Origin of the sequence: Litoribacter populi (genome assembly GCF_007483685.1) — a bacterium.
GTDB lineage: Bacteria > Bacteroidota > Bacteroidia > Cytophagales > Cyclobacteriaceae > Litoribacter > Litoribacter populi.
This window is the reverse complement of sequence record NZ_VMKN01000001.1, coordinates 2,284,367-2,297,295: the sequence shown is the minus strand read 5'-3', so window position 1 is coordinate 2,297,295 and position 12,929 is coordinate 2,284,367. Positions and strand designations below refer to the sequence as shown.

Sequence of the window (12,929 nt, the reverse complement as noted above, 5' to 3'; positions counted from 1 at the left end):
CGCCTTGCCACATGGATCAAAATCTTTTCAAGACTATTTTCGAGAATGTCCCTACCTCCTACCTTCTATTAAATGCAAATAGTCCCACATTTACCATACTATATGTCAATAAATCCTACTTACATGATACAAATAGAGAGGAATGCGATTTAATCGGCAAAGGAATATTTGAAGCGTTCCCCGAATTGGGGGACAGCAATGGACCGATAAATTTGGCCAATAGTTTAAATAGAATCATCCGGGAGAAAAAGTCCCACGAAATGCCCATTGTCAAATATGATTTGCGCAACAAACGTACGGGCAAAATTGAAGATCATTATTGGGAACCTATCAACACGCCAATTTTAGATGATAAAGGGGAGGTTTCTTGTCTACTTCACCAAGTCAAAGAAGTTACCGCTTATGTTAATCTTCAAATTAGAAAAAACTCCGCTAAAGCACAATTAAAAGAAACGCAACTGAAATTTGAATCCCTTTTTAACTATAGCTCTGCGGGCATAGCCATGTTGGACCTGGAGGGCCGATGGATTGAAGTAAATCCCAAGCTCTGCGAAATGACAGGATATTCCCGAAAAGAATTTTTTGAAATGACTTTTCAGGATCTCACCCATCCTGATGATTTGGAAAAAGATTTGGAAGAGGTCAAAAAGCTTATCGAGGGTGAGAAAGAATCCTATAAGCTTGAAAAAAGATATATAAAAAAAACGGGGGAAACGATCTGGACTTGGCTAAGTGTCACTTTGGTGAGAAAAGGGAATGGGGAACCCTATCATTTTGTCTCCCACATTTTAGACATTACCGACAGAAAAAACGATGAAATTGCCTTAAAGCAAAGTGAAGAAAAATATGAATCTCTTTTTTTCCATCACCCCGATGCAGTTTTCTCATTTGACAAAGATGGGAATTTTATAAATGCCAATTCGGTATCAGTAGATTTGGCCGAGGGAACCCTGGAAGAAATTTTGTCAACTGATTTCATGACTTTTCTTCCAGAGAAGGAAAAAGATCGGGTTTTTAGCTTTTTTAGCCGGGCCAGAAATGGCGAAAAGCTGAATTACAACATGGACTTCACTTCCTTTAAAGGCACCAAAAGAATCCTGAACATTACTAATCTTCCCATTTATAAAAATGATGAAATTGTAGGGGTATATGGCATCGCCAGAGACGTAACAGTTACTGAAAAAGCTAAAACTGAAATTGTGCGGTCCAAGGAACGGTTAGAGAAAGTTTACAGCAGGTCCTTGGATGTGATTTGCACCATTGATGGAGAGGGTAAATTTCAAGAGGTCAGTTTAGCGTGCCTAAAAATGTGGGGATATACTCCAGAGGAACTTACCGGCAAGCTTTATATGGAGATGGTACACCCAGATGATAGGGATCTTACTATCGCTGCTGCCAAAGCCATAATGGAGGGCACCGATGTGACTGCTTTTCAAAACAGATACATAAGAAAAGACGGGACAATTCTGCCTGTGATATGGTCAGCCCACTACGACAAGGAAGAAAACACAATGTTTTGTGTGGCCCGTGACGGAAGAGAAAAAATGGAAGCTGAGGTCATTTTAAGACGCAATGAAGATAGGTTCCGTAAACTCGTACAGGACGGCTATGACCTTATTGCCATTCTAGATTACCAAGCCAATTACACCTACGTTAGCCCTACATCCTTTACAGTATTGGGAATGTATCCTGAAGATTTCATTGGTAAAAATGCTTTTGACTTTATCCATCCCGAGGATGTGGAGTACGTAGGTGAATATTTCACTAAACTAGAAACCGAAAAGCGGATCAGTCTGCCTCCATTCAGATTCAAAAACAAACAAGGCCAATGGAGGTGGCTGGAAACTGAATTGACCAACCGATTGGATGATACTACAATTAAAGGGGTGGTAGCTAATTCCAGAGATATAACCGAAAGAATCGAGGCTGAGGCAAATTTACAGCTAACTGCAGAAAAATACTGGACACTGTTCAATTCCAGCCCCTTGCCGCAGTGGATTTATGACTTGGATACTTTGAAGTTTTTGGACGTCAACCATGCTACGGTGGAATTCTATGGATATTCTGCAAAAGAATTTCTTAAAATGACCTTAAAGGATATCCGTCCTGAGGAGGAAATTGAAAAGATGGTTGCCTCACATCAAGAAATGCTTCACCAAAATGTTACGCATAAATTCGGGATCTTTACCCATAGAAAGAAAAATGGGGAATTAGCCAAGATGGAAATCTTTGGATATGCGCTTTCCTATCATAATATCCCAGCGAAAATGATCATTGCCATAGATGTAACCGAGCGGGAGGAGGCTTTAACACAACTCCAGGATAGGGAAGGAAAACTCTTAGCAGCCCAAAAATTAGCCAAAATCGGTTATTGGCATGAGGATATGGAGGAAAAAATTATCGAATGGTCTGATGAGGTTTACGATATTTTTGGAGTTCCTAAGGGGACTGTGATAACTGATGAGTATTTCTGGACCCTGATTTTAGATACCGACAAGGAGAAGTTCAAAACTATTGTAAATAATTGTATTAAGGAGAAAGGGTCCTATCAATATGAGCATAAGATTAAACTTTCTGATGATACATTCAAATGGGTAAGGGAAAACGGAACCTTTAAACAAGATCCTCATGGAAACTGGGTTTTATCAGGGACAATCCAGGATATTACAGCCGATCGACTGACAAGAGAACTGATTATAGAAAGTGAGTCTCGCTACAGAGCTATCATTGAATCGCATACCAGTTACGTCATTCGAACAGACTTGGAAGGAAAATACACTTTCTGTAATGAGAAATATGAAGAGACCTTTTCATGGTTACATCCGGATGGAGTCCTAATCGGAAAAAGTGCCAGTGATTCCATTATGCCTTATCACATGGAAAGATTGCATCGGACTATAGAAAAATGCCTACAGGCAACAAATGAGCCATTTAAGTTAGAAATTGATAAGAAAACCAAAAGTGGCGAGCCTATTACCAGCATTTGGGAATTCATGGCCCTTTCTGATTATAGCGGTAACATCACAGAAATCCAATGTGTAGGGATAGATATTACGGAACGGAAAAAGGCTGAAATGGAGTTGATGGCCAGTAATCAGCGGTATGAATTGGTGACAATGGCCACCTCGGACGCTGTTTGGGACTGGGATGTGATCGAAAATAAAATTTATAGATCGGAAGGGTTTAAAAGCATGTTCGGATTTTCTGGTAAAGAAATCACTCTTGGCCATGATTTTTGGCAAAAGAGGATCCATGAGAAAGACGTTCATTGGCTTAATGAGTCAATATATAATTTTATCCATCATTCAAAGGACAATAACTGGGAAGCAGAGTACCGCTTTTACAATGCTTTTAATGAAGTTATTTACGTAAAGGACCGTGCGGTGGCAGTTAGGGACAAACAATGGAAGGCTACGCGATTGGTGGGGGCCATTCAAAACATCACAGCTGAAAAGACCAAGGAGAAAGAAGACAAAATAAAACTTGCCCTTACCAATATCTTTGCCCAAGAGGAATCAGTAGAAAGAATCTTTCATGATTCATTAGGGGAGCTTTTAGCATTTACAGAACTGGACTATGGGGAGATTTGGGTTACCAATTTGGAAAACACCAAATTGAAGCTCATTACTTATAAAGGTGATTTGGAAACCTCCCCTACCCATTATAATATGACCTTTAAGCACGATGAAGGACTTCCAGGAATGGTTTACCAATCCGGTGAGATAGTTCTTTTGGAAAAACTTGAATCTGAAGAGAAATTTATCCGTCAGGAATTCATAGTTAACAACAAGTTTACTTGTGCAATTGGATACCCCATTAAATTCGAAAAGGAAATTATTGGAGTGATTTGTTTATTTAGGCATGAGAACAACGACCCAATTAGTAATCATCCGCGTATTTCCCTAAGTACTCTTCAACTACTTGCCCTTGATTTTAAGAGAAAAAAGGCAGAATTAGATCTCAACCTTTTCTTTGATCTTTCACCCGATCTCCTGTGTATTGCCACCTTGAAAGGTTACTTTAAGCGAGCTAATAAATCATTGACTAACCTCCTTGGGTATAATTTTGAAGAAATTAAGGAATTGAATTTTCTGGATATTATACATCCAGAAGACCTTGATAAGACTAAAACTGCATTAACCAATCTAGAACAAGGCAAAACTGTCTACAGCTTTGAAAATCGGTACATTAAAAAAGATAAAACAGTAATTTGGTTGTCTTGGACAGCCACGCCACTGGCTGGTGAAGAGCATATATTTGCAATTGCAAGGGATATTACGGAAAGAAAAAATTATGAACTAGAATTAGAAGCTTCCAATAAAAGAGTCACTGACACTCTCGAAAGTATTCAGGATGGCTTTTATGCCTTGGATGACAATTATATAGTTACCTTTTGGAATAAAGAGGCTGAAAAGCTTCTCTATCGAACCAAAGATGAAATTATAGGGACAAAGCTTTGGGATCACTTCCCAGAGGCATCAAAACTGGCATTCTTTGATTCTTATGAACAGGTAAAAAATACAGGTATACCCAAAAGGTTTGAGGAGTTTTTCCCACCCCTAAATGCCTGGTTTGGAGTTAGTGTATTTCCTGCCGAAGGAGGTCTCACTGTATATTTCAAAAATATCACTAAGGAGAAGTATGCCGAAAGGGAGCTGTTAAAATTTAAAAAGGTAATCGAAAACAGCCAGGAAGCCATTGGTATTATTAATTTGAACCCTAAAAGTATCTATCTCAACCCTACTTTTGAAAAGGACCTAAAAATGTCTTCAAAGGAACTTGAAGAATATGGGGAAGTAAAACTATATGCAGACTCGAAGAAAGGAGAAAAGGTTTTTGAACGGCTTTTAAATGGAGAATTTCTAAAAGAGGAGGCTGAATTGCTTAGCAAAGTTGGAGAGTCGCTCCATTACTCTTTGAGTGCAGGTCCTATCTATAATGACAATGGAGAATTAATGGCTATCTATGGTATCCATGCAGATATCAGCGAGAGAATCAAAAACGAACAAAGGTTAAAGGAACTCAATCGAGAACTCGAGAACCATTCCCGAGAACTTGCCCTTTCTAATTCCGAACTGGAACAGTTTGCCTACGTGGCCTCACATGACCTTCAGGAGCCGCTTCGAATGGTAACAAGTTTCCTCAATCAACTCGAGAGGAAGTACAATGACCTGCTGGATGAAAAAGGGAAAAAATACATTTATTTTGCTGTTGATGGTGCCAAAAGGATGAGACAAATTATTCTCGACTTATTAGAATATAGTCGTGTTGGCAGAATGGAAGATAAAGTTGAGGATGTGAACCTTAATGTTATAATTGATGAAATACAAACTCTTCATCGTCAACAAATTGCTGAAACCCATGCAGAAATCCAAACCCAGTCTCTGCCCACCATTATAGCCCCTAAAGCGCCAATCAGACAGGTATTTCATAACCTAATTAACAATGGACTGAAATACCATAGCCCTAAAAACAAACCTTTGATACAAATAAGGGTCAGCGAAGATGAAGATTCTTACGAGTTTGCCATTCAGGACAATGGCATTGGTTTCAACTCTGAATACAGAGATAAAATCTTTATTATTTTCCAAAGGCTTCACCAACGTGAAGAGTATAGCGGAACAGGTATGGGGCTGGCAGTCACCAAGAAAATTATTGAAAATCTTAACGGAAAGATTTGGGTTGAATCAGAAGAGGGAAAAGGAAGCACTTTCTATTTCACCATTCCCAAATAATTCTTTATCTTGGGTCTTATGAATGCTATTAAAATTCTTTTAATTGAAGATAATGAGGGTGATATCCTTTTAACGCTTGAAGCCTTCGAAGAAGGGAAAATTTTTAATACAATAGAGGTCATCAGAGATGGTGAATCTGCGATAGACTATTTGGAAAAAAGAAATGATCATATTCGCGCTTCTCGGCCAGATCTCATATTATTAGATGTCAACCTTCCCAAAAAGAATGGACATGAGGTATTGAAGTATGTAAAGCAAACCGAACATTTAAAAAGCATACCAGTCATCATGCTTACCACATCTTCCTCCCAAAGCGATATCAACAGTGCTTATAGTAATTACGCTAATTGCTATATCACAAAGCCTGTGGAAGTTGAGGAGTTTATCGAGGCGGTGAGCAAAATAGAAGATTTTTGGATCAACATTGTTCAACTACCAACCTACAAGCAATAGTGTACAAAGACCAAAAGAAATACAGGATATTAGTCATAGAAGACAATCCCGGGGATTTTGCGTTGATACAGGATTATCTACAGGAATACATTGCTACCCCTGACATCCTACAAGCCAAAAGTTTTAAGGAGGCAGAAACTTGTCTTTGCGCTACTGTAGAATGCCCTTATGATGTAGTCTTACTTGACCTTTCCCTGCCGGATGTTAGCGGGGAGAGATTGATAAACGACCTAGTAGCCCTTGACCCTGGCTGTCCTGTAATTATCCTTTCAGGCTATTCAGATTTTGAATTCAGTGTGCGATCCCTGTCCATGGGTATTGCTGACTATTTAATCAAAGATGAACTCTCTCCTTCCATTCTATATAAGAGTTTGGTTTACAATATTGAAAGGAAAAGAATTCGTCAAGATTTAGAGGAATCCAAAAGACGGTATAGTAACCTTTTTCATTTGAGTCCACAGCCCATGTGGGTTTTTGATTTGGAGACATTTCAGTTTCTGGATGTCAACGAGGCTGCACTTAATCATTATGGTTATAGCAAAGAAGAATTCATTTCTATGTCTATTAAAGAAATTAGACCAGCAGATGAAGTAGCCAAATTGGAAAACCATATACAATCTTCTATCCTAACTCAGAAACCTTTCTATGGAATGGCAAAGCATAGGAAGAAAAATGGAGAGATAATTAATGTGGAAGTGAAAACCAACCTTATTCAGTTTAAGGACAGAAAAGCTGTGCTCGTCCTCTGTTCAGATATCACTGAAAGATTAAAATATATCAAAACTATAGAAAAACAAAACCAACAGATTAAAGAAATTGCTTGGATACAATCCCATGTGGTGCGTGCTCCTATTGCCAGGTTGATGGGACTAGTTAACCTGATTGACTTAGAAAAGGCTACTGATACAGACCATAAAAATCTACTCTCCCATATTATGGATTCTGCTAATGAGCTTGATCAAATTGTACGGGACATTAATACCAGGACAAAAGAAGTGTAAAGTCTTACACTCATCATATTTAAAAGGCCAATGGAAAATTTCTATTGGCCTTTTATTTTTATACCCAACTACAGATTCTATTTATTTATAGGGTCCAAACTTACATTAACACACAATTTAAAGTTCCTCATACCTTAAGCTACCATATTGACAATAAAAATAAATTATAACGTTTAATTTAAAAATTTGTAATTATTTGCTAAATTTACATTATATCTTAATAAAATCACTTAAAGTTGTTAATTAATGAGTAAGATTAATCCCTTAATTATCATTGGACTTTTTGGAATAGGAGTTACCTTGTGTATGCAGCTTTTTCTTTTAGCTTTTTATGACATACCTTCTACCCAAAAATCCTTCATGGCAATCCATCCCATATTTGTTTCGATGATAGCTATTGGATACGTAAAAAATGCGTCTTCTAAGCCTAAAAATAGGTTGGTTAAGCGGTAAAAAGTTTAAATACTATATACTAGGTTCAAAGTCTCTCAATTCTTCATTCATCATTCTTACTTTCAATTTCCTTTTCCAATTTTTTACTTACGATGTAGTTTCTCTATATTTGGTTATGGATGAATTCTACAAAGAGGCCTTAAAGGAGGCAAAGAAAGGGTTGAAAGAAGGCGGTATACCAATCGGAAGTGTTTTGGTTTTCAATGGCCAAATCTTAGGTCAGGGTCACAACAAACGCGTACAAGAAGGCAGCTGTGTATTGCACGGAGAAATGGATGCCTTGGAAAATGCCGGAAGGCAGCCTGCTTCAGTTTACCAAAATTCAGTCATCTACACCACCCTATCCCCCTGCCCTATGTGCACGGGTGCAATTTTACTTTATGGCATTCCCAAAGTGATTGTGGGTGAAAACCAAAACTTTCTGGGTGCCGAAGATCACCTCAGAAATAACGGAGTAGAAGTAGAGGTAATCCAAGATCCAGCTACGATCCAGATGATGCGCCAATTCATCGAGGAAAAACCCGAGCTGTGGAATGAGGATATTGGGGTTGATTGAAATAGTTAGAAGTAAGAGGTAAGTAGATGAAAATCTTTCCCTTTTCACTTATCGCTTAGCTTTTTCTTCAACATCTCATTCTCCACTTCGAGTGCTTCAATTTTCTCCAATAATTGCATTATAGCCCCAATTCCTTCAGCGTTGATACGAAGTTGCTTGTATAACCTGACCATCCTTTCCAATTTGCTCAATTCTTCCTCCCGAATGAAGGTCTCCTCTTCTATTTGTAACAACTCCAAAAGCCCCTCTTCCTGCACTTGAATTACAAAAGAAACTTCTATTTCATGAAAGTGACAAAAACTTCGGAGGGTTATCAATTCGTTTCTATTTCTATCCATGACTGATTTCTTTTAACTTATAAAACAACTCCTTTTGTGACTCAGTCAAATTTTCAGGAATTTTGACCTGTAATTCCACATATAAGTCTCCAAATTGGTTTTCCATCTTGTACTTAGGAAATCCTTTTTCTTTCAATCGAATAGTTGATCCTGATTGAGTACCAGGCTTAATTTTGACCTTTACCTTGCTTTTAAGTGTAGGAATGATTACTTCTCCCCCAAGGACAGCTGTAAACAGATCAACATCAAACTTGCCATATAAATGATCTCCATCTCTAACAAAATCCGTATCATTGCTAATTTTGAAGGTTATATAAAGGTCACCATTCGGCCCCCCATTAATACCTTCCCCTCCATAACCTCTAATCTTAATGGTTTGCTCGTCTGAAATTCCTGCTGGTACTGTAATTCGGATTTGCTTTTCATTTACGGTCAAGGTATGTTTCTTTGTCTCCAATATATCGGTCAAATTTAAGTGAAGTTCGGCCTTGTAGTCTGCACCTTTATATTTTACACCAGCACTTCCACCTGCCTTAGAAAAACGACTCCCCTGTCCTCCGAACATAGAATTGAAAAACTCTGAAAAATCCTCTTCAGTATAATGTCCAGAATAAGCACGTTGTTCTCCGCCAGAAGCATAGGTTTTACGCTGGGACTGTTCTTTTTCAAAAGCATCAGCATGTCTCCAATCCTTACCATATCGATCATATTTTTTCCTTTTCTCCGGATCACTTAACACCTCATTGGCCTCATTTACTTGCTTAAACTTGTCCTCTGCAGACTTGTCTCTAGGATTGAGATCTGGATGGTACTTGCGTGCCAACCTCCTGTAGGCCTTCTTTATATCACTCTCACTTGCCTTTTTGTCGAGCTCTAAAATCTTATAATAATCAATGAAATCCATAGCTTATTTTCATCAATTTTCATTTAGTAGTCATACTCCTTTTTCACCCAGCCAAGAAGTAGGTGTTACCTTTGATCTTGGCTTCAAATTAAACCCCTTTACTGCATAGTGATAAATATGGTCTTCCATATCATCCACGCTGTCGGTCAGCAAAAACAACTTCAAGTCCTCCTTTTTAATAGTGCCATATTCTGCCATAAACTTAATATGCTCATAAATCTTCGTGTGAAAATCACTGCACATCAACACAACTGGAAATGACCGCATCACCCTGGTCTGGATCAAAGTCAAAGCTTCAAAAAATTCATCCAAAGTACCAAACCCACCAGGTAACACCACAAATCCATAACTGTATTTAGATAGCAGGACTTTTCTAACAAAAAAGTAATTGAAGTTCATATATCTGTCCAAATACGGATTAGGATGTTGCTCAAATGGGAGTACGATATTGCAGCCCACTGATCTGCCTCCAAATTCCTTGGCACCACGATTGGCAGCCTCCATGATTCCAGGGCCGCCACCTGTCATGACGGTAAAGCCCATCTTGCTCAGTCGCTGTCCTACATTCATTCCGAGCTGATAATATTCATCTTTTTCCTCGAATCTTGCAGACCCGAAAACTGTTATACACGGACCCACAAAGTGAAGGGTCCGAAATCCTTTTACGAATTCCCTCATTACTTTAAGGGCAAACTTAAAATCCTTGATTCTACTCTGTGGACCAGCAAAAAACTCCTTTTCATCCGGACGAGCCAATGGAGTAAATTCTTCCTTACTTTTCTTCATCATAAAAAATCTGGTTTGTCCTATTAATGTAATTAAACCACTGCCAGTATCCATTGTTTTAATAAAGGGTACATCAAATAGGAATCATCAAGAAAGTCTCTAAAATTCAATTAAAAATTTAACTTTGCCTACTTAATCTTTCGATACCATCCAAAAAGTATAAAACAGTAAACCGTGACCAATATTCTTTTGGTATTTTTCTTTTTAGGACTAGGTTTAGCCCTCAGCCGATCAAGAATATTGCCGGCCCAGACCCCAAGTTACCTAAACTGGTACCTTATCTATCTGGTCCTGCCTGCGGTTGCGTTGCGTTATCTGCCTGCTATCGAATGGAGTCCTGAACTCGCCTTGCCAGCACTTTCAGCATGGCTTTCGTTTTTGGTAAGTTGGATGCTTTTTGGTTATTTGGGAAAAAGATTTAGCTGGAAAAAATCCACAACAGGTTGCCTAATTCTCACTGCAGGCCTATCAAATACTTCCTTTCTTGGATTCCCCATCATCGAAGCATTATACGGTTCTGAAGGGTTAAAAATAGCCTTTTTAGTAGATCAACCAGGATCCTTCTTGATTGTAAGTAGCCTTGCTGTAGTAGTTGCCGCTTTATATGGTGACAAAAAGTTGAGAAAGCGGGATATCAGTAGAAAAATATTACTCTTTCCTCCATTTCTTTTCTTCTTTTTAGCCTTGGTAATGGGCATTTTCAATTTGGAAGCAAGAGGAAATTTTGCAGATATGTTGGATCTTCTCGCCTGGACCTTGAGTCCCGTAGCCTTAATTTCGGTAGGCATGCAAGTGAAACTCGCAGTAAACGACCTAAAGGAAAAAAAGCTATGGCTCGGTTTAGCTTATTCCCTTTTATTAGCCCCATTTATTATTTGGCTTGCGGTCGGAAGCTTATTAAACTTTGAAGGGATAGTCTACAAAGTCACCGTTATGGAAGCCGCCATGCCTCCCATGATTACCGGCTCCATCGTAGCTATTTCCTACAACCTTAATCCACGGTTAGCTTCACTAATGGTCAGTTTTGGATTATTGGTGGGGATGGTGACGCTGGCGTTTTGGTACGTTTTAGTGTAACGTAAGTTCACTTCATTATTCATTAATTCACCATTCATCATTCATTATTATTTTGGTACTAAGTACCAGGTACAAAGTACTAAGTACACCGCATGACGATCTGCTTTCCTAGGCCAATTGTGCGTCATTGCGAACCCGGCGCAATAATATTTTTCAAACTGCCGGGTGAAGCAATCTGAACCAGTTATTCAAAAAAATAGCCACTAATGCACGATTAATATTTCAATATATCTCCCTATTTCCTTATTTCATCCCTTCCCAATTAGCGCATTCGTGGCAATAACTTTTATCAAAAAATCTTCCTTTTTACCTTTGCGTTCCTTAGTGCCCTGTGCGATTTATATTTTTTTTATTTTGTATTTTCTCTATGCCCTCAGTGGCTCTGTGGTTAATGTGTTGTTTACTCCTAAACTCGGGGTCACTTCGTACCTCCCACTTCGTACTTCGTACTTCCCTTCACCCCGTTTTCTCCACATTCAACGGAATCTTCCTACCATCGGCTGTAAGGCTAAGAATGCGGTGTAGATCATCCCATACATACAGATCTCTTGGAATTTGAACCTGATAATCATTTTTATCCTCCGAAGCTTTGATACACAGCTCAAATTCATTGAGTTGCAGGCTCCGTACCTCTTCCCATGGAATATAGTTTTTGCCAAAGAACATGTTTCTCTTGATAATTATACCTTGGCTGCCGAATCGAATCTTAGGGGTAAGGAAATTATTCGGACGGGACAGCAACAAAAGAATCAAGGCAACCAATATCCCGGTCACCATCATACCTGACCCCACCAAGAGCTTAAGGTCGGAAACCCGCTCCCTGGAAAGCAACCAAAGGCCTGCAGCAAAACTGCCGATGCCAAAAAGCAGCATGATCAACTTATAAATTCTCGGTGTCAACTGAATAATTGTCTTCATGGTAAAAATTTAATTAATTTTATTCAAAACCTTTATCATGCAAAAACCATGAAAAAGTTGGTGATAAAACATTAAACTTTGAAATTACCAATCAATTACTAAAAACCCTGCCTGGCTATGGGTTTCTGCACAAACTATTTCACCTGCTAATATTTAAGTCTTTTCTCCTTGTCCTTCTGACTGTTAGGATAGGCAAGAATTAAAATCCTGAATTCTCATCTATTCCAAATAAGAAAAAAAATAATTAACTTTTGTATGGTTTTATACACCCAAAGCCATGAAAAACAATAACACTAGACTTGTGGTAATACTTTCTTCCGCAGTTCTAATTCTAATGCTACCTTTAGTAGCCATGCAGTTTACAGATGAGGTGTTCTGGACAGCGTCCGACTTCATTATCGCCGGAATCTTACTTTTCTCTACAGGCTTAGGAGTTGAGTGGGCCCTCCGGAAATTACAGAAAGCTACCCATCGATTGGCCGTTTGCGCCATCATTTTGCTGGCCTTTTTTCTAGTTTGGGCGGAACTGGCAGTTGGTATTTTCAATTCGCCAATTGCTGGATCATAAAACTTGTTGAAAAATTAAACCTGCCAGGTTTTCGTGAATATTTGATTAAAACTGAAACCATCCAATTTTTCGTGATATTTGATTTAAACCTGGCAGGTTTATTCCCATCAAAACACCTAGTATTTTCGTAAAAATTGATT

Annotated in this window: 10 protein-coding genes; 6 read left to right on the top strand and 4 right to left on the bottom strand. The window is 38.6% G+C overall.

From position 1 onward, the window contains the following. Positions 1 to 11 precede the first annotated feature (11 nt). The 4 genes from FPL27_RS09980 to FPL27_RS09965 all read left to right on the top strand — a co-directional run bounded on the left by FPL27_RS09980 (position 12) and on the right by FPL27_RS09965 (position 8,198). Positions 12 to 5,735, top strand: coding sequence for a PAS domain S-box protein (locus FPL27_RS09980; protein ID WP_143960960.1), 5,724 nt, complete (start codon positions 12 to 14; stop codon positions 5,733 to 5,735). 18 nt (positions 5,736 to 5,753) lie between these two features. After that, positions 5,754 to 6,188: a response regulator gene (locus tag FPL27_RS09975; RefSeq protein WP_143960959.1), complete on the top strand. Its 435-nt coding sequence runs from the start codon at positions 5,754 to 5,756 to the stop codon at positions 6,186 to 6,188. Next, positions 6,149 to 7,189, top strand: coding sequence for a PAS domain S-box protein (locus FPL27_RS09970; protein WP_235893412.1), 1,041 nt, complete (start codon positions 6,149 to 6,151; stop codon positions 7,187 to 7,189). The genes FPL27_RS09975 and FPL27_RS09970 overlap by 40 nt, the downstream gene beginning before the upstream one ends. A gap of 412 nt (positions 7,190 to 7,601) precedes the next feature. After that, positions 7,602 to 8,198 (top strand): nucleoside deaminase, encoded by a 597-nt coding sequence (locus FPL27_RS09965; RefSeq protein WP_317129435.1) that lies wholly within the window; start codon positions 7,602 to 7,604, stop codon positions 8,196 to 8,198. A 44-nt stretch (positions 8,199 to 8,242) separates the two neighbouring features. Here the strand turns inward: FPL27_RS09965 and FPL27_RS09960 are convergent, their stop codons facing one another. The 3 genes from FPL27_RS09960 to FPL27_RS09950 are packed head-to-tail and all read right to left on the bottom strand — an operon-like array spanning position 8,243 to position 10,229. Beyond that, the gene (locus FPL27_RS09960) at positions 8,243 to 8,536 is read right to left on the bottom strand and encodes a chaperone modulator CbpM (protein WP_143960957.1); all 294 of its coding nucleotides are present in this window, start codon (positions 8,534 to 8,536) and stop codon (positions 8,243 to 8,245) included. Continuing rightward, the gene (locus tag FPL27_RS09955; protein WP_143960956.1) at positions 8,529 to 9,440 is read right to left on the bottom strand and encodes a DnaJ C-terminal domain-containing protein; all 912 of its coding nucleotides are present in this window, start codon (positions 9,438 to 9,440) and stop codon (positions 8,529 to 8,531) included. Before FPL27_RS09955 ends, FPL27_RS09960 begins: the two co-directional genes overlap by 8 nt. Positions 9,441 to 9,470: 30 nt before the next feature. Continuing rightward, entirely contained in the window at positions 9,471 to 10,229 is a 759-nt protein-coding gene (locus tag FPL27_RS09950; RefSeq protein ID WP_143960955.1) for an LOG family protein, read from the bottom strand. Positions 10,230 to 10,400: 171 nt separating this feature from the next. On the opposite strand from FPL27_RS09950, the gene FPL27_RS09945 reads away from it, so the two are divergent. Then, positions 10,401 to 11,303 (top strand): AEC family transporter, encoded by a 903-nt coding sequence (locus FPL27_RS09945; protein WP_143960954.1) that lies wholly within the window; start codon positions 10,401 to 10,403, stop codon positions 11,301 to 11,303. 456 nt (positions 11,304 to 11,759) lie between these two features. Here the strand turns inward: FPL27_RS09945 and FPL27_RS09940 are convergent, their stop codons facing one another. After that, on the bottom strand, positions 11,760 to 12,221 hold the full coding sequence (locus FPL27_RS09940; protein ID WP_143960953.1) for a hypothetical protein: 462 nt from the start codon (positions 12,219 to 12,221) through the stop codon (positions 11,760 to 11,762). Between the two features lie 277 nt (positions 12,222 to 12,498). Here FPL27_RS09940 and FPL27_RS09935 point away from each other — a divergent pair, with 277 nt between their 5' ends. Beyond that, entirely contained in the window at positions 12,499 to 12,789 is a 291-nt protein-coding gene (locus FPL27_RS09935; protein WP_143960952.1) for a hypothetical protein, read from the top strand. The last annotated feature ends 140 nt before the right edge of the window (positions 12,790 to 12,929 follow it).

Excerpts from the sequence above, each read along its gene's own strand:
- FPL27_RS09980 (WP_143960960.1), top strand. The coding sequence starts at position 12 with ATGGATCAAAATCTTTTCAAGACTATTTTCGAGAATGTCCCTACCTCC.
- FPL27_RS09975 (WP_143960959.1), top strand. The coding sequence starts at position 5,754 with ATGAATGCTATTAAAATTCTTTTAATTGAAGATAATGAGGGTGATATC.
- FPL27_RS09965 (WP_317129435.1), top strand. The coding sequence starts at position 7,602 with ATGCGTCTTCTAAGCCTAAAAATAGGTTGGTTAAGCGGTAAAAAGTTT.
- FPL27_RS09960 (WP_143960957.1), bottom strand. The coding sequence starts at position 8,536 with ATGGATAGAAATAGAAACGAATTGATAACCCTCCGAAGTTTTTGTCAC.
- FPL27_RS09955 (WP_143960956.1), bottom strand. The coding sequence starts at position 9,440 with ATGGATTTCATTGATTATTATAAGATTTTAGAGCTCGACAAAAAGGCA.
- FPL27_RS09950 (WP_143960955.1), bottom strand. The coding sequence starts at position 10,229 with ATGATGAAGAAAAGTAAGGAAGAATTTACTCCATTGGCTCGTCCGGAT.
- FPL27_RS09940 (WP_143960953.1), bottom strand. The coding sequence starts at position 12,221 with ATGAAGACAATTATTCAGTTGACACCGAGAATTTATAAGTTGATCATG.
- FPL27_RS09935 (WP_143960952.1), top strand. The coding sequence starts at position 12,499 with ATGAAAAACAATAACACTAGACTTGTGGTAATACTTTCTTCCGCAGTT.